Source organism: Lactobacillus taiwanensis DSM 21401 (genome assembly GCF_001436695.1).
Lineage (GTDB): Bacteria > Bacillota > Bacilli > Lactobacillales > Lactobacillaceae > Lactobacillus > Lactobacillus taiwanensis.
Genome location: NZ_AYZG01000014.1, coordinates 17,968 through 38,124, shown reverse-complemented (window position 1 = coordinate 38,124; position 20,157 = coordinate 17,968). Strand labels below are relative to the sequence as shown.

Annotated in this window: 15 protein-coding genes; 6 read left to right on the top strand and 9 right to left on the bottom strand. The window is 35.5% G+C overall.

All coding sequences use genetic code 11. The features are described 5' to 3' along the window. The first annotated feature begins 159 nt into the window (after positions 1-159). Positions 160-2,262, top strand: coding sequence for a putative ornithine decarboxylase (locus FD18_RS03090; RefSeq protein WP_057718532.1), 2,103 nt, complete (start codon positions 160-162; stop codon positions 2,260-2,262). Next, a complete protein-coding gene (locus FD18_RS03085; RefSeq protein ID WP_057718530.1) occupies positions 2,262-3,530 on the top strand; it encodes a methionine gamma-lyase family protein in 1,269 nt (422 codons plus the stop codon). Before FD18_RS03090 ends, FD18_RS03085 begins: the two co-directional genes overlap by 1 nt. 68 nt (positions 3,531-3,598) lie before the next feature. On the opposite strand, the gene FD18_RS03080 is transcribed toward FD18_RS03085, so the two are convergent. After that, positions 3,599-4,012: a GNAT family N-acetyltransferase gene (locus FD18_RS03080; protein WP_057718528.1), complete on the bottom strand. Its 414-nt coding sequence runs from the start codon at positions 4,010-4,012 to the stop codon at positions 3,599-3,601. Positions 4,013-4,275: 263 nt separating this feature from the next. Between FD18_RS03080 and FD18_RS03075 the strand changes: the two genes are divergently transcribed. The 3 genes from FD18_RS03075 to FD18_RS03065 all read left to right on the top strand — a co-directional run bounded on the left by FD18_RS03075 (position 4,276) and on the right by FD18_RS03065 (position 8,153). Beyond that, the gene (locus FD18_RS03075; RefSeq protein WP_057718525.1) at positions 4,276-5,619 is read left to right on the top strand and encodes an MFS transporter; all 1,344 of its coding nucleotides are present in this window, start codon (positions 4,276-4,278) and stop codon (positions 5,617-5,619) included. A 53-nt stretch (positions 5,620-5,672) separates the two neighbouring features. Further along, positions 5,673-6,071, top strand: a complete 399-nt coding sequence (locus tag FD18_RS03070) for an iron-sulfur cluster biosynthesis family protein (RefSeq protein ID WP_057718523.1) — start codon at positions 5,673-5,675, stop codon at positions 6,069-6,071. A gap of 216 nt (positions 6,072-6,287) precedes the next feature. Further along, positions 6,288-8,153 carry an endonuclease MutS2 gene (locus tag FD18_RS03065; RefSeq protein ID WP_057718521.1) on the top strand — a complete coding sequence of 622 codons (1,866 nt, stop codon included), beginning with the start codon at positions 6,288-6,290 and terminating at the stop codon, positions 8,151-8,153. Positions 8,154-8,203: 50 nt separating this feature from the next. On the opposite strand, the gene FD18_RS03060 is transcribed toward FD18_RS03065, so the two are convergent. From FD18_RS03060 to rpmH, 8 genes are all read right to left on the bottom strand, one after another. Beyond that, positions 8,204-9,757, bottom strand: coding sequence for a ClC family H(+)/Cl(-) exchange transporter (locus tag FD18_RS03060; protein WP_057718520.1), 1,554 nt, complete (start codon positions 9,755-9,757; stop codon positions 8,204-8,206). Between the two features lie 93 nt (positions 9,758-9,850). After that, positions 9,851-11,239, bottom strand: coding sequence for an NADP-dependent phosphogluconate dehydrogenase (gndA, locus tag FD18_RS03055; protein WP_057718518.1), 1,389 nt, complete (start codon positions 11,237-11,239; stop codon positions 9,851-9,853). Positions 11,240-11,385: 146 nt separating this feature from the next. Then, positions 11,386-13,194 carry a pyruvate oxidase gene (gene spxB / locus FD18_RS03050; RefSeq protein ID WP_057718517.1) on the bottom strand — a complete coding sequence of 603 codons (1,809 nt, stop codon included), beginning with the start codon at positions 13,192-13,194 and terminating at the stop codon, positions 11,386-11,388. A gap of 247 nt (positions 13,195-13,441) precedes the next feature. Then, a complete protein-coding gene (gene mnmG / locus FD18_RS03045; RefSeq protein ID WP_057718515.1) occupies positions 13,442-15,337 on the bottom strand; it encodes a tRNA uridine-5-carboxymethylaminomethyl(34) synthesis enzyme MnmG in 1,896 nt (631 codons plus the stop codon). Between the two features lie 8 nt (positions 15,338-15,345). Next, positions 15,346-16,731, bottom strand: coding sequence for a tRNA uridine-5-carboxymethylaminomethyl(34) synthesis GTPase MnmE (gene mnmE / locus FD18_RS03040; RefSeq protein ID WP_057718513.1), 1,386 nt, complete (start codon positions 16,729-16,731; stop codon positions 15,346-15,348). A 108-nt stretch (positions 16,732-16,839) separates the two neighbouring features. Next, positions 16,840-17,715, bottom strand: a complete 876-nt coding sequence (locus FD18_RS03035; protein WP_057718511.1) for a YidC/Oxa1 family membrane protein insertase — start codon at positions 17,713-17,715, stop codon at positions 16,840-16,842. Between the two features lies 1 nt (position 17,716). Continuing rightward, positions 17,717-18,085, bottom strand: a complete 369-nt coding sequence (rnpA, locus tag FD18_RS03030; RefSeq protein WP_057718510.1) for a ribonuclease P protein component — start codon at positions 18,083-18,085, stop codon at positions 17,717-17,719. A gap of 48 nt (positions 18,086-18,133) precedes the next feature. Then, the gene (gene rpmH, locus FD18_RS03025) at positions 18,134-18,274 is read right to left on the bottom strand and encodes a 50S ribosomal protein L34 (RefSeq protein ID WP_003648141.1); all 141 of its coding nucleotides are present in this window, start codon (positions 18,272-18,274) and stop codon (positions 18,134-18,136) included. A gap of 483 nt (positions 18,275-18,757) precedes the next feature. On the opposite strand from rpmH, the gene dnaA reads away from it, so the two are divergent. Then, on the top strand, positions 18,758-20,122 hold the full coding sequence (gene dnaA / locus FD18_RS03020) for a chromosomal replication initiator protein DnaA (RefSeq protein WP_057718508.1): 1,365 nt from the start codon (positions 18,758-18,760) through the stop codon (positions 20,120-20,122). Positions 20,123-20,157: the final 35 nt, after the last annotated feature.

Below are 20,157 nucleotides of genomic sequence, written 5' to 3'. Positions count from 1 at the left end.
TAAATCCACTTGTAGAAATCCTCTATAAATCGCTATAATTTATGCCGTAGTCTACTTGCAAATCAAACTGCGTACAAAAACGTTCGCACAAAATTATAAAGATTTATAAAAAATTTGCAAGTCTATTTTAGAAAATATATAGGAAAACAAGGTGATTAAATGAATTTTCTAAAAATTGCGCTAAGCAATGGACTTAAAAATAATAGTTTTAATTCATGGCAAACTACTAATTTGAACGATAATCCTCAAGCTAGTGAACTTGCCGCAATCGTTGTAGCAGATACTGATCAAGATAGTCTTAAAACTGCTCAAGATTTACAAAAGACATCTGGCCTTGGGATTCCTATTCTTAAAGTTTCACATGAAACAATTTCTAACAATGAAAAAGAAAAAATAATTAGTGCAGCTAATAATTATACTAAAGAAATGGTTCCCGGCTTTTTAACTGATTTAGTAAACTTCGCTGAAGAACATCCACTCAGCTTTACAACGCCAGGGCATCATAATGGTTTATATTATGAAAAACATCCTGCCGGTGTTGTCTTTAACCGTTTTTTTGGTAAAAATCTAATGTTTGCAGATACGAGCGACACTGTTCCTGAACTGGGTGATACGATGACACATGAAGGGACACCGCTAACTGCTGAACAAAAGGCTGCTGAAACTTACCACGCCGATAAAGTTTATTTTTGTACTAATGGTACAACTAGTGCTAATTCAATTTGTGCTAGTGCACTCCTCACAAGAGACGATTTAGTCCTTTTTGACCGCAACAACCATAAATCACTGTATAACAGTGCGCTAGTAATGAGTGGCGCAAAACCAGTTTATATTCCAACTGACCGAAATGCACTGGGATTAATCGGCGAGATGGATCCTGATTTTTTAAGTGAAGAAAAAATTCGTGCTGAAGTTGCTAAAATCGCTCCTGAAAAAGCAAAAGCCAAGCGTCCCTTTAGACTAGCTATTATTCAATCAGAAACTTATGATGGTCTTTTTTATGATGCTAAATGGATGATTAACAAGATTGGCAAGCTTTGCGACTATATTTTATTCGATTGTGCTTGGGGCGGCTTTGAACAATTTGTCCCAGTTATGAATCACTTGTCTCCTCTTAATTTAGAATTTGGACCAGAAGATCCAGGAATCTTAGTAACTCAATCGCTTCATAAGCAACAGGCTGGTATGGGACAAGCTTCTCAAATACTAAAAAAAGATGCTCATATTAAAGGACAAGAGCGTTATGTTGACCATAAACACTTTAACCATGCTTATCTTAAATTTGTAACTTCTAGTTATTCTTACCCTCTTTATGCTTCTCTAACAGTCAATTCCTACTTAACGAGTGGTGAAGGTAACAAAAAATGGTGGGATAAGATTTTACGATTAGGAATCGAATGGCGTAAAGAATTAATTAGAAAGTCCAAATTATTTAGGCCATTAGTAATTGATAACTTCGAAAATATTAGTACTGGTGAGTTAGCCACCAATGAAAAATATTGGAATTTTGATCCAAATAATCTTTGGCATGGCTTTAGTAAAATTGCAACGGGACAAGCAATGCTTGATCCACTAAAGATTACAGTAGTCACACCCGGTATTGATGTTAAAAAAGCAAAATATGAAGATACAGGTATTCCAGGTCCAGTAGTAGCTGAATTCTTAATGGAGAAGCGAATTATTCGCGCAAAAGATGATCTATACTCACTGCTCTTCTTACTTACCCCCGGCGATACAAAAGAGGAATTAGATACATTACTTAATGCATTTCTAGAATTTGAACATTACTACGATGAAGATGCACCATTAGAAAAAGTATTACCTAAATTGGCTAAGGTATATGGTGATCGCTACAAAGGTTATACTTTAAAGCAACTTTGCCAGGAAATGCATAATTATTACCGGGGAAATAAAACTTTCACATTACAACAAGAACTATTTGCTAAACCGGACATGCAAAATTATCCAATGACTCCAGAACATGCTGACTATCTCTTTATGAAAAATAAAAGCGAGTTAGTTAACCTAGATGAGGTTAAGGATAGAATAGCCGCAGAAGGTGCGCTTCCTTATCCACCCGGGGTCTTTATTGTTGCACCAGGAGAAAAATGGAGCGACATTGATCAAAAGTACTTTAAAGTTTTAGTAGAAGCTATTGAACGTTTCCCTGGCTTTGTTCCCGAAATTCAAGGAGTATATTGGAATCAAAAATCAGATGGTAAAATAAGAGTACAAGCAGAAGTATTAAAGGAGAAAAATTAATGGTTTTATCTTGGAAAGAAAACTTACCAATCGAATTAAAAGAAAAAGTCGATAAAGTCGACAAAATGATTGAACCTCGTCTAGAAGAAATTGACGAGCAAGTATTTTATAATCAACAACGCGTTTTAGACTTGTTTAGAAAGCACCGCGTAGGAGAAGAAGACTTAGTCCCTTCAACTGGTTACGGCTATGATGATGTAGGCCGCGATAAGCTTGAAGCAATGTATGCAGATTATTTTAAGACTGACGACGCATTAGTACGTCCACAATTTTCTTCAGCAACTCATGCAATTGCTGTTGGACTTTTCAGTATGCTTCGTCCTGGTGATACCCTCTACTACTTAACGGGTATGCCATACGACACAATTCAAGAAGTTATTGGTTTAGCTGGTAACAAACCAGGTAACATGAAAGAATGGGGTATTGACTTTAAGCATACCGATTTACTTGATAATGGCGAAGTAGACTATGACCAGGCTAGAAAAGACTTGCAAGATCCCAAGATCAAAGTCGTAACGATTCAACGCTCTCTTGGTTACGCCGTACGTGCAAGCTTCACAATGGAAAAAATCAAGAAGATGCTTAAATTCATCAAAGAAGTGCGTCCTGATGTAAAGATTTTCGTTGATAACTGCTATGGTGAATTTTCTGAGACAGAAGAGCCAACTTTCTACGGTGCTGATATGATGGCAGGATCTTTATTTAAGAATGCCGGTGCTGGTATTGTTAAAGCTGGTGCTTTCTTAGTTGGTAAAAAGGAGCTTATCGAAGGTGCTGGTTCTCGTCTTAATGTACCTGGCGCTGGTAAAGGCGAAGGTGCTACATGGGGCTATTTAAGAGACATGTACCAAGGATTCTTTATGGCAGCTCACACTACTGGCGAAGCCCTAAAAGGTATGATATATACGGCTGCGCTTTGCGAAGAGATGGGAATGAAAGTTGCTCCTAAGTGGAATGATCCAAGAACCGATATCGTTCAAACTGTAACCTTCGGTGAACCGGATCCAATGGTTAAATTCTGTGCTGCAATTCAACACTATTCACCAATGAACTCATTCGTTGATCCTATTCCATACCACCAAGATGGTTATGAAGATGATGTTGTTATGGCTTCAGGTAGCTTTACTGAAGGTTCTACCATTGAATTATCTTCCGATGGTCCCCTTCGTGCGCCTTATCGTCTATACATTCAAGGTGGCTTATCTTACGCTCATGATAAGATTGCAATCACTCATGCAGTAGAAGAAACTTTCTATAAAAAGAATTAATATTATTAATAACTTCAAAACGGCCAGTGAATTATGTTCACTGGCCGTTTCTATTTTTCTTATTAAATTTAATCTAAAATCATTTTTTCTTTAGTCTCTTCTACAAATCCGCGACTCTTATATAACCTTTTTGCTTTGATATTTGAAGGAAAGACTTCTAAAAAAGCTGGACGTTCTAAATAAGGAATTACAGTATCCAATAATTTACCACCAATCCCTTTTCCTTGAAAGTCTTTTAGTACATAAATATAGCCCAGTTCGTTCTCCTTAAAAGCAACAAAACCTACTATCCGATTATTAACCTCAGCTACATAAATTGTTTCTGAAAATAGTTCTCCTTTATATATCGCAACCTCAAGTGGAGCATACAGATCAACTACATTACCTACAATTAATTCCTGCATTCTCGCTTCATCATGTACTTTACATAATTGGACATAGTCCGTATTTTTATATTTTCTAATAATTACTTCTTCTGACATAACTAACCTAAATTCTATATAAAATATCAGGAGAAATAGCTCCTGATTAATGACCAAATTGGCTAGCTTTTCTACGCAATCTCATCTTATTACTACCCTTCTTAATTTTAAGTAATATTAGCATGCCATTAAATAATTGTAAATATCTAATAAAAAATTAACTTAATTTTGCATCAATTTAAAATCTTTGTTAGGGTGGAATGTATACTATAAATTTTTAAGGAGGATTTTTTCGAGTTAATCTAGATGATTTAACTCATGTTATGCTAAAAGAAAATCAAAACAATACCAAGGACGTCAAAGAAAAGAAGAATTATAAAAAAGCCCCCCTCATGTCTATTCACTTACGAGTATTTATTGCAGTAGTATTAGGTCAAATCGCTTGTGGTTTTGCTTTAGGTATATCTGGTACTGCTCTTTCTAATGCAAGTAAATATATTCAAATTAGTGATCTCTGGACTGGATTAATTGGAGCAGGATCTTTAATTGGATTAGCAGGTAGTATCTTAATTGGTCGTTTATCCGATAAGATTGGTAGACGAAAACTATTAATGATTAATATGTATGTTTTAGGCGCCTTATCTTTAACACAGTTATTAATTAATGATTTTCTCTTTCTTTTCATCATCAGAGTACTGATTGGATTAATGATTGCCGTTGACTATACTGTTGGAAATGCCCTTTTAACTGAATGGCTTCCTAAAGGAGAGGACAGCAAAAAACAAAGTCATTTGCTTATTTACTGGACAATTGGATTTATTGCTTCATATATAGCAGGTACTTTCATTACGGGCCTTGGTTCACATACTTGGCAAATTATTTTAGCAACTGGTGCTATTCCAGCATTTATTGCAGCTATTTTTAGATCTATTTTTCCTTTACCTGCATCCCCTAGCTGGCTTGCGAGTCGTGGTAAGATCAAAACAGCTAATAAAGTTATTAAAAAGCACATGGGTCGCAAATGGGGAATTTCTAAAAAACTAAAAAAGGCTAAGCCTATCAAAGAAGTTTCATGGACAACATTATTTTCCGGGAAATATTTACGTCGTACTCTAGTCGGTGGTCTCTTTTATGCTTGCCAAGCCTTTGCATTCTTTGGTATCAGTATTTTCCTTCCAATTCTTTTACAAAGTATGCATGTTACCGATCAAAAGATTTCTGGGATTATCTACAATGGTGGTATGTTTATCGGCGTCATTTTAGGAATCTTACTTTTTAACAGAATTAGTCGACGCGCATTCCTTATCAGCAACTTTTTACTTTCAGGTATCCTAATCGGCTTTTTAGCTATTAATAAAAGCCTTAATTCCAATATTCAACTTGCTATCTTTTGTATTTTTGCGATTATCTTATCTTCTGGTTTAGTACTTGATTACCCATACCCAACTGAACTATTCGATATTAAGGTTCGCGGAACCGGAGTTGGAACTTGTATTACTATCAGCAGATTTGGTGCTGCGGCAGGAACCTTTTTACTGCCTATTTTGACTAATCAAGGTGGTGCAAGCTTATCAATGCTAATCTGCGCAATTGTTCTTTTGACTGCCTTTATTATCTGCTTAATTTGGGCACCTGAAACTTCACCAAAATTTAAGCAAAATAATTGATTCTGTTCTACTTTTTTCTAAAATAAAAATAGAAAGAGTTAGGAGAGGGTACTATGGTAAAAATGACAATTAGCCAAGATGCAATCGATTTTCTTAAAAAACGTGGTTATAACAAACATGAAATACTTTTAATTGTTGATGGCGGTGGTGGCGACTACTCAATTGAAGGCGGATCATGTAATATCGGAATGGATTATTCATTAATCTCGCTCGATACAATGAAACACGATCCACGCTACTCAGTAAAAATTGAAAATAATGCTAATTTTGAAATTTATACTTCTGACTATGATTTAGCTTTTTTAGGTGATAACTTGGTTCTAGATATCCACGATACTACCTTACGCCTTCGTAACGATTCTGGCATCTTAACTGGTGCTGTTAAGATTGCTAAGGCAAGCTTTCTTGCCGAGCAAGCTAAAAAAGGTATTATAAGTCAAAAAAATTGTTAATTAATAGTTTTACTCTCAAATATAAATTTGAGAGTTTTTATTTACCCTAATTTATAATGATTTTTTTCTAAAAATGTTATATCATTGAAATCAATAATTTAGAAAAGGACATATTGCTATATGATGCTAATTGTATTTTAGTCTCAAGGGACTAATATACCTTCCCTTGAGAAAACCATATTTAAAATCTATTTTCTTAAGGAGAAAAATAAAAAATTGAATAATACTGACGAAATCGAATTTTCACGTGTACGTAAACTTGTAGCCCACTGTGCCGTTTCACCAGAAGCTAAGGATAAAATTTTAGCTCAGCCCCTTACAACTAGCTTAGTTAAGGCAAATGCATTATTAGACGAAACGGAAGAAATGCTCTGGATTTTAGATCACGGCCTACACATTCCTTTTATTAGTTCAGATGCCTTTACCCCAATTATCAATAAAGTGAAAAAGGGATATATCTTAAATCCCCGCGAACTAGAACAAGTTGCTGATTTTATTAGAGTTACCCGCTTATTAGTACGCTTTTTTGATAAACAAAGAATTAATGCTCCAATTATGGCCAGCTATTGTGGTACGTTAACTATTCTAGATAGATTAGAAGAATTAATTTATCAAGATATTGAGCGCGGACAGGTTTCAGACCGAGCAGATAACGAGCTGACTAAACTACGCCAAAGAAGTGGCAAATTAAATACAACTATCAAAGAAACCCTACAGAAATACTTACAGACAAAAAAGTATCAATCAATGTTGCAAGATTTTCAGATTATTCAAAAAGATAATCACTATACTCTTCCTGTTAGGGCAAGCTTTAAGCATACTTTTGGTGGAAATATTATTGATCAATCTAATAATGGGACAACTGTTTTCATTGAGCCAACTAAGATCCTTCACCTTACCCAAGAAAAAACTACAGTTGAAAATCAGATTTACTTAATTGAATCTCAAATTTTGGGGAATTTAACAGCTAAAGTCTATAATGAACTACCTAATTTTGAAGCCAATCTTAACGTTATTGTTGATCTAGATTGTATCTTAGCACGCGCAAAATATTCGCATGCTATTGGTGGCAAACGACCAATTTTAAATGAACAAAATGAGCTTCAATTGAATGGAATGAAGCATCCCTTGTTAAGTAACCCCGTTCCTTTATCTCTTAAGTTAGATCCAACTAAACATGGCTTAATTATTACTGGACCGAATGCAGGTGGGAAAACTGTCACACTCAAAACTGTTGGCTTAGCCACTGCAATGACTGAATTTGGTCTCTTCTTACCTAGTACAGCACCGTGTTCCATTCCAATTATGACTGAAATCTATACTTCAATTGGTGATCATCAAGATTTAGATAACTCCCTTTCAACATTTTCTGCTGAAATGAAAAAAATGGCAGAGATTGTTCAAAAAGCCACCCCAAGTAGTCTGATTTTGTTAGATGAACTAGGTAGTGGAACGGATCCCAATGAAGGTGCAGCACTCGCTATTGCTCTTTTACAAACACTACAACTGAAAGGTTGCCTAATCTTAGCAACTACCCACTATAGTGCCATAAAAGATTATTCAACTAAAAATCCTGCTTTTATTACAGCAGCAATGGATTTTGACTTACAAACACTACATCCCACATATAAACTACTTTTAAATCAAGTGGGTGCTAGTCGTGCTCTCTGGATTGCAGAGAAAAGTGGGATGCCAGAAGACGTATTGTCGGAAGCTAAAGATTTCTTAAATACTGGTATCTTTCCTCTAAGACAAGCTAGTATTAAATTTAAAAATAAACAGAAAAAAATTAAGTCTCTACCTTCTTTTAAAAAAGGTGATCGAATCAAAGTGCCAAAATATCATCAAGAAGTCCTCTTCTACGAGAACTCTGATATAGCTAATCAGATTGTGATTTTCGTTAATAAGACTTTTGAAACTGTACCCTTAAAAGGAGCAAAATTAGTTCGGAAAGCTGAGGAACTTTATCCTACAGGTTATAATCTCAATTTATTATTTGTTCAGGATTGGCAAGAATATAAATTAAACAGAGATTTAAATCGTGGCTCTAAAAAAGCCTGGAAAAAATTGAAAAACAAATAAATAAAAGACTACAACAAAGATTGTAATAAATCTAAATTGTAGTCTTTTTCTTATCCATCTAATTCAACATCCTGTAGTTTGCGGATAGCATCATACGCTGCTGCACGTTGATTATGGTCCACACCTAAAACCAATAAATCTCCCGCCGCAATCACTGTATCACCATGTGGGATAATTTCTTGGCTTCCTCTTCTAATCGTTCTCACTAAAACATTATCGGGCCAAGCAATACTTTTAATCTCTTGATCTACCAATTTGCTATTTTCATAAACTGGAATATCAAGTTCATCCTCTTCTCCAGCAACTGTCTCAGTTTTAGTAGCTGGCATCATTGCATTTGCCAAACTATCATAAATTGGCTTGCCACCTAATACTTGATCAACCAGCAGAGCAATAAATGCCACAACTGCTAATGGCATTAAATGAAGTAGCGATCCAACCATTTCAGTAATTAAAATAATTGCCGTAAACGGTGCTCGAATAATTGCAGCAAAGTAGCCAGCCATTGAGAAAATAACCAAATTAATTACTAAATGAGCTGGCATTAGTCCTAATTGAACCATTAACATACCATAGGCCGCTCCAACCAAAGCTCCCATTGTCAAAATAGGCAGAAAAATACCACTAGGTAAGCCTGAATCATAAGAAACAATTGAAAAAGCAATTCGCATTACATAGTAAAAAGCAAGCATCCCTACCAATGCCCAGCCTGTTTTTGTAAGCATAGTAGGCATAGATAAAATTAATCGATTACCTGGTCCCGTAATTAATGGCCAATAATACATAATAGGAACTAAAATAGCTAACGGAATTAATCCATGAAGCCATCTTGGTAACCATGTGATTTTCAAATAAACTTTTTTTAATCCAAATAATCCTTTTTTATAAAAATGCCCCAGTAATCCTAAAATGACACCTAAAATAATCAAATGCCAATATAAACCTAAAGGAAAGGCATGTTTATACGGTAAGGCAAGAGCTGGATGAATTCCAAAAAAGTTTGACACCATAAAATTAGCAGCAATAGCACCAACTAAAGCATTCATCCAAACACGAGGAGAGAAATTATGAAAGATTTCTTCTAAAACAAACAAAGCCCCACTAAGTGGTGCACCAAAAGCAGCTGATAAACCACTAGCGGCCCCAGTAGCAAGTAGAACACGTTGATTGTATTTATTCTGCTTTAGTTTTTCTCCAAGTCCTTGACCGATAGAAGATCCTAGTTGAAGTGATGGTCCCTCCGGACCTAGGAATAAACCAGTCCCGATTACCAAAATACCACCAATAAGTTTTCTCCAAAGAATTTGCCACCACTTAAGTTGTAATTTACCTTGAAGTTGCAGTTTAACTTCTGGAATACCTGATCCACCAACATGAGGATACTGTTTTACAAAGTAACCTGCAATAATTCCAACTGCTGCTAAACCAATTACTATTGCCATAAACCAAGCCGAATTTTTATGAGCTTGCTTAAAGAGATATAACCAAAAAGCAGAAGTCTTTTCAATTCCAAACCTAAACAATCCAACTACTGTTCCTGCAATCAATCCAACAATCAAAGCTTGAAGCATTAACTTAAGATTGCTTTTTTCTTCTTTTCTCATCCTTACCCACATCCCTACTTTTAAATACTGTTCTATTTTAACGCAAAAAGCCACTACTAATGTAGTGACTTTTCAGTTTCATGTGAAACATTATTATTTTTCTTCATACCATTCAGTATGGAAAGTACCTGGACGATCGTTTCTTTGGTAAGTGTGAGCACCAAAGTAATCACGTTGTCCTTGAATAATATTTTGAGGTAAACGTGGGTTAAAGATTGATTCTAAGTAGTTCAAAGCTGCACTAAGAGTTGGTGTTGGTACGCCAGCATCAGCAGCAATTTTCACAATTTCTCTAAGAGCACCAATATTTTCTTTCTTTACCTTATCAAAGAATGGAGCCTTAAATAAGTTTGGTAAATCTTTATCAGAATTGTAGGCAAACTTAATATCATGAAGCATTTGAGAACGAATAATGCAACCAGCTTCCCAGTTTTGAGCAATAGTTGAGTAATGCAAACGCCAGTTATAAGCTTTTGCAGCCATAGTTAATTGTTCAAATCCTTGGCCATATGAAACAGCCATTGCTAAGTATAAAGCTTTTGCAAGTTGATCAACCAAGTCTTTTGGAGCCCTTTCTGGATCAATCGTTGGTTCAGGATCATCTCTTAAAGTTGCTTTTGACATGAAACGTGCAAGAACAGCTTCTGCAATAACAGTAATTGGGGCACCAAGACGAATTGCGTCTTCAAGCATCCAGTTACCAGTTCCCTTATAAGAAGCTTCATTTAAAATATGATCAATAATATGATCATCAGTTAAATCATCTTTTTGCTTCAAAACCTTAGCAGTGATTTCAATTAAATAAGCTTGAAGTGCGCCTTTATCCCAATTCTTAAAAATTTCGCTCATTTCATCATTTGAATAGTGACCAACAGTACGCAAAACATCGTATACTTCAGAAATAACTTGCATAATACCATATTCAATACCGTTGTGAACCATCTTCACATAGTGACCACTTCCAGCTGGTCCAATATAACCAACACAAGGTTGACCAGTAGGTGTTTTTGCGGCCATAGCTTCAAGAATTGGAGATACTTCTTCATAGGCTTTTTCGTCCCCACCTGGCATTAAGGCTGGTCCATTCAAAGCACCTTCTTCACCGCCAGATACACCCATTCCGATAAAGTGAATACCATGCTTTTCCATTTCTTTATAGCGACGATTAGTATCATGAAAATTAGAATTGCCACCATCAATCACAATATCGCCCTTATCTAAAAGAGGCAATAATTTTTGTAAAGTTTCATCAACTGGTTTTCCAGCCATAATTTGAACTAAGATTTTACGTGGCTTTTCTAGCGAATTAACAAATTCTTCCCAAGTATAAGTTGGCTTTAAATCTTTATCTTCATATTTCGCTAAAGCATCGACCTCTGGTTTATCAATCGAAAATCCAGAGACAGAGTATCCATGGTTTTTAACGTTTAAGGCAAGGTTTTTACCCATAACGGACAAGCCAATAACCCCAAATTGTTGCATATTTTTGCCTCCACATAATTTAATAAAATTCATTCATCTACTAGTATACTTTTTTATTACAAATTTCGCACAACTTTGCTTACTTTTTATCAAAAAAATAAAGAGTTCAACTATGTGAACTCTTTACTTAATTATTTCCTAGGAAATTAATGACGAGATGCACCTGATGAAGCGTCTTCCTTAGCTTCTACTGCTTCTGGCTCAGTATGTTCAGAAGCACCTGATGCAGCATCAGCTTCAACACCATATTTACCAGCAAAGTAACTAAATGGCTTTAAAGCTTGAGCATCATATTTTTCAACAAATGCTGGATCATCTAAAGTATTTAATTCAGTTGAATATGGCATTTCATGAGTAATCTTACAGTCAATTAAAACTGGACCTTCCATTTGTTGAGCAGCGTTTACTGCATCTTCAAATTCTCTCTTGGTACGAACAGTAAAGCCTTTTACATTCATACCTTCAGCAGACATAGCCCAATCATTATCTGGCAAAATAACCCCTGACAATGGTTGATGCGATTCATCAACTTGTTCAGCTTCAATGTAACCTAAAGTTTCATTTGTAAAGACTACATTGATAACATGCATGTTGTAGCGTGCTTGAGTTAAAAGCTCTTGGTTCATCATTGCAAAACCGCCATCACCAGCTAAGTTCCATACTTCACGGTTTGGATAAATAGTTGCTGCTGCTAAAGAAGCAGGAGCCCCATATCCCATAGTTGCGTATAAACCAGAAGTAGTCCACTTTTGATCATCATGCAAATGCATTAAGCGGTCAAAATTAATATTTACGTTACCAACATCAACTGCAAATACTGCATCTGAAGCTGCCTTTTTATTAATTACATCAAAGATTGGCTCAACTCTCATCGGCATTTCATCTGAATTGTTAAAGCTTTCAATCCAAGCCTCCCAGTTTTCACGATCAGCAAGCGCTGCCTTATACAATGGAGACTCTGAACGATTTTCGCCCGCTTCAATTAAAGCATGCAAAGTCTTCTTAGAATCTGCTAACATTGGAACAGTTACAGCATGACGTTTGCCTAATCTTTCAGAATTAATATCAATTTGAATTACTTTTGCCTTAGGATTGAAGAAGAAGATAGAGAATGGAGAGTTATTACCTATCCAAACAACTAAATCAGCATGAGTTTGAATATCATTACTTGGTTTAGCACCAACACGACCAATTGAGCCCATATATGCTGGGAACTCGTCTTCAACAATTCCCTTACCCAAGACTGAGGAAACTAAAGGCATCTTGAATTTATTAGAAAATTCCTTTAATTCTGCACTCGCATCTTGCGCACCATGACCGAAGTAAACAATTGGATTTTCAGCATTCTTAATTAATTCAAGTGCCTTATCAAGTTGTTCTTTGCGTGGTGCAGGAAAGTTAGGCACAACTTTGTGAGCTGCCGCATTATTACGGAAGTTGTCTTCAATTTTATCCCAACCAAAGTCCTTAGGTAAGATTAAAACTGCTGGACCTTTTCTTTGGTAAGCTTGACGAATTGCCTCATCCATCAAAACTGGAATAGATTCTGCAGTCTTTGCTTGGTGATTCCAAACCGCAACTGGATCAAACCATGGTTTTTCATCAAAGGCTTGGAAGAAGTCGATATCTTGACGACTAGTTGGAACGTTAGCCACAATTGCAACCATTGGTGTCTTATCATATTTGGCATCATAAAGACCATTCATCAGGTGAACAGCACCTGGGCCAGCAGAACCAAAACAAACTCCAACTTTGCCACTAATCTTATATTCAGCAGAAGCTGCTAAAGCACCAGCTTCTTCATGTCTTACTTCAATAAATTTTATCTTATCTTTCCAGTTATGAATTGCATTCATTGTTGAGTCAAATGAACCGCCTGGAAAACCGTATATATGATCAATACCCCAATCATATAAGACTTGGAACATTGCATCTGAGCCGCTAATCTTTGTCATAGTATATAAGCATCTCCTTAATGATTTTTCTTACACTTTGATTAAAGCACATTTGTTAACTAATTGAAAGCGTTTGCCAACAGCTCTATATCAATATTTTGATCATTTTTAAAAATAATTACTTCACAAACTTTTTTATCTTTTCTTCTAACTTATTATTCGAATGCACTTTCAAAGTGTGATTAAGTGATCATACTCAACAAAAAAGCAAAAAACTTTTTTGATTTTTTTTGTTTTAAGTAAGTATTTATTTTTTGATTTTTGCAATTCTTCCTTGTTGAATATATGCAGTTAAAATTGCTAAGTCGGCTGGATTAACACCTGAGATTCTTTCCGCTTGGGCAATCGATTCAGGACGAATTTTTTCAAATTTTTGACGTGCTTCAGTAGCCAAACTTGGAATCGCATTGTAATCAATATCTACTGGAACCTTCTTTGATTCAAGACGATGCAAACGATCAACTAAAGTCTTTTCTTTCTTAATATAGCCTTCATATTTCAGAGCAATTTCTACTTGTTCTTTTACGTAACGATCAGTAGCTAAAGTTTCTCCACTTAATTTCTCAACTGCATCAAAAGTCACACGGGGACGTTTTAAGAAGTCTGCGCCACTAACGCCAGCATTTAGTCTATCCTGCTTAACACTAGCGAGATAATCTTGAACTTCATCTGTAGGATGAATAGTTACTTTTTTAATAGCTTCCATTGCCTGGGAAATAGCCTTCTTTTTAACTTCAAATTTCGCATAACGTTCTTCTGAAATTAATCCTAAATTATGACCTTTTTCAGTTAAGCGTAGATCTGCGTTGTCATGTCTAAGAAGAAGCCGATATTCTGCTCTACTAGTAAGTAGACGATATGGCTCATTTGTTCCTTTAGTTACTAAGTCATCAATTAAAACACCAATATATGCTTCATCACGCTGTAAGGTAAAACCAGGCTTATTTTGAGCACTTAAAGCAGCGTTGATTCCAGCAATTAAGCCTTGTCCAGCTGCTTCTTCATAGCCCGATGTTCCGTTCATTTGACCAGCAGTAAAGAGATGCTTAATATTCTTAGTTTCTAACGTATGCTTTAACTGCCATGGCTCAATTACATCGTACTCAATAGCATATCCTGGACGCATTAATTCAGCTTTCTCTAATCCAGCAACACTATGAAGCATCTTCAATTGTACTTCTTCTGGCATTGAAGTAGAAAAATCACCAACATAAATTTCTTTAGTATTACGTCCTTCTGGTTCTAAGAAAATTTGATGATGATCCTTATCTGCAAAACGAACTACTTTATCTTCGATTGAAGGACAGTAGCGAGGTCCTACACCTTTAATAACGCCCGAAAACATTGGTGCACGATCAAGATTTGCACGAATAATGTCATGAGTTACGGTGTTAGTATAAGTCATGTAGCAAGACATCTGATCTTTTAAATAATCGCTATCTTTACTTGTGTAAGAAAAATGTCTTGGTTCCTTATCACCGGGTTCTTCCTGAGTTTTCGAGTAATCAACGGTATTACCATCAACACGTGGAGGAGTTCCAGTCTTAAAGCGACGTAATTTAAAGCCTAACTTTTCAAGATTTTCTGGCAACTTAATCGATGGCAAGGAATTATTAGGACCAGATGAATAGGTTAATTCACCAATAATAATTTTTCCTCTGGCAGCTGTTCCGGTAGTTAACACAACACTCTTAGCGTAATACTTTGCCCCAGTATTAGTTATTAAGCCTTTACATACACCATCTTCAACAATTAATTCATCAGCAACAGCCTGACGTAAAGTTAAATTAGGTTCATTTTCGATAGTATCTTTCATATGTTCATGATATTGCCACTTATCAGCTTGAGCACGAAGAGCCCTAACAGCAGGGCCTTTACCAGTATTAAGCATTCTCATTTGAATATAAGTTGCATCGATATTTTTACCCATTTCTCCGCCAAGAGCATCAATTTCGCGAACAACAGTACCTTTTGCTGGTCCTCCAACTGATGGATTACATGGCATAAAAGCTACCATATCCAGATTAATAGTTAAAAGAAGTGTTTTTTCTCCCATTCGCGCTGCTGCTAATGCTGCTTCTACACCAGCATGACCAGCTCCTACGACTATTACGTCATACTCGTTTGATTCGTAAGTCTTCATTATTTATCCTACTTTCCAAGACAGAATTGACTAAATAATTGTGTAATTAATTCATCAGGCGTACTTTCACCAGTAACTTCACCTAAAGTATCCCATGCATTTTTTAAATCAATTTGAACTAAATCTAACGGCATCGCATCATCAATCCCATTTACTACATCTTCTAATGACTGCCTAGCTTTAGCTAAAAGACCAGCCTGTCTTTGATTAGTTACTAAAATTTGGTTTTGAGAATTTTCAATGCCACTAAAGAAAAGTTTTTCAATTGCACTTTCAAGTGCGTCCATATTCTTTTGCTTCAAAATTGAAGTAACGATAATTGGATTATCCGTAATTTTTTCAATCATTTCCCGGGAAATCTTTGTCCCTAGATCTTGCTTATTCAAAATAATAATTCGCTTTTTATTAGCAGTTAAATCCAGAAGTTTTTTATCTTCTTCTGTCAAATATTGACTTGCATCGAGAAGCAAAAGTACTAAATCAGCTTCTGTAATAGCTTTTTTTGAACGTTCTACTCCAATTTTCTCAACCTTATCTTCTGTATGGTGAATACCAGCAGTATCAATCAATTTAAGTGGTACGCCTTTCACAGAAACATATTCTTCTAAAGTATCCCGAGTTGTTCCGGCGATATCAGTTACAATCGCTTTATCATCTTGAGTTAAATAATTTAAGAGTGAAGATTTTCCAACATTTGGTCTACCAACAATAGCCGTAGCTAAACCATTACGAATAATTTTTCCTTCTTGAGCAGTCTCAAGTAATTTGTTGATTTGTTCTGAAACTTCTTGGGCTTTCTTTTTCATTTCTTGAGAAGTTAAATCATCCATGTCATATTCTGGATAATCAATATTCACTTCTTCGTGGGCCATCGTATCCAACAATTCTTGACGCATTACTTTAATTTTATCCAATAATCCACCAGCCAATTGAGTCATAGCTACTTGACGAGATTTATCAGTTTTAGCTCTAACAATATCCATTACTGACTCAGCCTGAGTTAAATCAATCCGCCCATTCATAAACGCGCGCTTAGTAAATTCGCCTGGATCAGCCATCCTAGCCCCATTTGCTAAAAGTAGCTGCAAAATATCGTTAGTTACAATCATTCCTCCATGGCAATTTATTTCTACTATGTCTTCCCTAGTAAATGTTTTTGGCGCACGAAGTACACTGACCATCGTTTCATCAATAACTTCTTTTGTTTTAGGATCAATAATGTGTCCATAATGAATTGTATGAGTAGGAACTTTACTCAAATCTGCTCCCTTAAAAAGCTTATTAGCAATCGCTACAGCATCTTCACCAGACAAACGAACAATTGAAATTCCTCCTTCGCCAATAGGAGTAGAAATTGCAGCGATTGTATCAAATTGCGTTAATACTTGTGCCATTTTTTCACCTACATAAATATCTAAATAAAAAAAGTGCCCACTCCACCACTACAACAAATAATGATGGATAAAGCACTTTGACTACTTTATCTTAAAATTAAAGATAATTTATTTTTGTTTTTTACGTCCCAAACGTTTATATGCGCGACGAACTTGGCGCTGACGTTCACGTTCAGCCTTCTTTTGCTCTTCTAATTCACGTTGATACTTGAATGGATTTTGCAAAATAAAAGTCTGAACTACTTGGAATAAGTTTGAAATCACCCAGTAAAGGGAAATTGCAGATTGGATACCAATTGCTGAAACCCCAATAATAAGAGGCATCAAATATGTCATTCCTTTAGTCATTCCATTTTGCGAGGATTGAGGCGTTGACATCTGACTGATGTATGTACTCATAAAAGTAAATACAGCTGCCAAGATAGGCATGATGTAATATGGATCGGGACGTCCCAAATCCATCCACAAAAACCGACCATTCTGCAACTGTGGCGTCCGCCAAATTGCTTGGTACAAAGCATACATAACTGGAAGCTGGATTAGCATTGGTAAACATCCAGTATATGGATTAATACCTGCTTCTTTATACAGCTTACTAGTTTCTTCTTGTAGCTTTTGACGTGACTCAACATCCTTACCAGGATATTTTTTACGCAATGCATCCATCTGTGGTTGCACTTTTTGTTGCTTAGCCATGCTTCTAATAGAAATGGCATTCAATGGTAGCAAAATTACTCTTACTATAATAGTAAAGATAATGATTGCCCAACCATACGAATCATGAACTAAACTTGCAATCCAAAGAATAAATTGGGAAATATAGTAAACAATATACCGATCCCACCAATTGCCACTAGTATGAGAAATAGGAGCAACACTTGATCCATTAGTTGATGCACAACCTGTAACTACTAAAGCTAAGGTAAGCATCCCTAAACCTAATAGAATAAGTTTCCAATTTTTCTTCGACAAATGATTTCTCACTCTACTTTTCCTCAATTTCCGTCTCTTCGTTTGATAAGACTTTAGCTAGCCTTAGCACATGAATAAGATTTTTTTGGGTTCGTACCATATCAAAATCACGTGCATAAGGTCGAGCAATTACTAGAAAGTCTAAATCAGATCTTATCTCAGGCTTAAGGTCCGTCAGTGTAGCACGAATAAACCTTTTTAGGCGATTTCTTGCTACCGCGGTATGACCTACTTTTTTCCCTACAGAAATTCCAACACGAAAATGCTTTTGGTTTTCTTTAGGTAAGGTATAGACAACAAAGCCTCTATTAGCCATTGACTGACCTTCCTTAAAAACTTTTTGAAAGTCTCGTTCAGTTTTTACACGGTAGCTTTTTCTCACTCTGGTTCATCCTTACTTAAATTAAAAAAACCACTGAGCTTCAGTGGCTTAAGCAGATAAGACTTTTCTACCCTTTTTACGGCGTCTTGCTAAAACCTTACGGCCGTTTGCTGTAGCCATACGCTTCATAAAACCGTGAACGCGTGAACGGTGACGCTTCTTAGGTTGGTAAGTTCTCTTAGTTGACATTAATGTTGCACCTCCGTTTTTCAATGCTTAATAAGCATAATTTCTAAGATAGAATAGCATATTTAAACAAAAAAACCAAGTCCTTATCAAAATTTTCCTGAAAAGAAAAGTGTTTTTAAAAGATTTTTCTAGTTTCAATTTGTGGATATCTTTATTTTGTTTTTTCTATCTATTTTTATTAACAGCATAATTCTCAAAGTTATGCACAATTCACACCCTGTTTAGAATATAATAAACACCCTGTGTATAATCTAATAAAAAGATATTCAAACATTGATTTATAGCATAATAAAGTCCCACAAGATACTGTGGATAATTATTTTATGAAATTTTATTTCATACCCTGGTGGATTTTTATCTTTTTATTTTCCACAGCACTGTGAATATGTTAGTTTCTTTTATTACTTGTGGAAAACTTTTTTAATTCATGCTAAACTTATTTTGACTTATTCTGTGGATAATACAGTATTTGGAGGAATTTTTTTGTTTGATCTAGATAAATTTTGGCAATTTTTTAATGCTGAGATGAAAAAAAGCTACAGCACAGTTGCCTATAATGCTTGGTTTAAAAATACTAAACCTATTTCCTTTAATAAAAAGACAAAAGAAATGATAATTGCTGTTGAATCTCCTGTTGCAAAAGGATATTGGGAAAAGAATTTAGCATCACAATTAATCCAGGAAGCTTACGCTTATGCGGATATGGAAATTCAACCTAAGTTCGAAGTTGCTGGCAAAGAAGGTCCTGAACGTTTAGTTACACCAAAACCAAGAATTAAAACTAATCAAGAAATATTAGAAGATCGTCGTAATGAATTTGCTCAAGATCTTCAATTAAATAGTAAGTATACCTTTGACACATTTGTTCAAGGTGAGGGAAATAAACTTGCTGCCGGGGCAGCTTTAGCCGTAGCAGATAATCCAGGTAGTTTCTATAATCCTTTATTTATTTTTGGTGGAGTTGGTTTAGGTAAAACTCACCTAATGCAAGCTATTGGACACCAAATGCTCGCTGAAAAGCCACATGCAAAAGTGGTCTATATTCAAAGCGAGACCTTTGTAAATGACTTTATTAATTCAATAAAAAATAAAACTCAAGCTGAATTTCGTAATAAATATAGGAACTGTGATCTCTTACTAGTAGATGATATTCAATTCTTTTCTAAAAAAGAGGGAATTCAAGAAGAGTTCTTCCATACCTTTGAAACTCTTTATAATGATCAAAAACAAATTGTAATGACTAGTGATCGTCTACCAACTGAAATTCCTGAATTATCAGAACGTTTAGTCTCTCGGTTTGCATGGGGACTACAAGTAGAAATTACACCGCCTGATTTAGAAACTAGAATCGCAATTTTACGTAAAAAAGCCGAAACTGATGGGTTGTCAATCGATGACAGTACGCTTGACTACATTGCTTCACAAGTTGATACCAACATTCGAGAACTTGAGGGAGCCTTAGTCAAGGTCCAAGCTCATGCCACTATTGAACGAGAAGATATTAACGTTGATCTAGCTAAAGAAGCTTTGGCCGATTTAAAACTTGTACAAAAAAATAGAGGACTTCAGATTTCGAAAATTCAAGAGGTTGTTGCAAACTATTTCCAAACTTCAACCACTGAATTAAAAGGAAAAAAGCGAGTTAAGCAAATTGTCGTTCCCCGCCAAATTGCAATGTATCTTTCACGTGAGTTAACAGATTCTAGTTTGCCAAAAATTGGTCAAGAATTTGGTGGCAAAGATCATACAACAGTTATGCATGCCTGCGATAAAATTTCTCGTGCTCTAAAAACAGATGCTGAAATTAAAGCAGCTATCTATGATTTGAAAGCCATGCTAGAACACTAAAAGTTAATAACATGTGGATAACTTTTGCTTTTGTC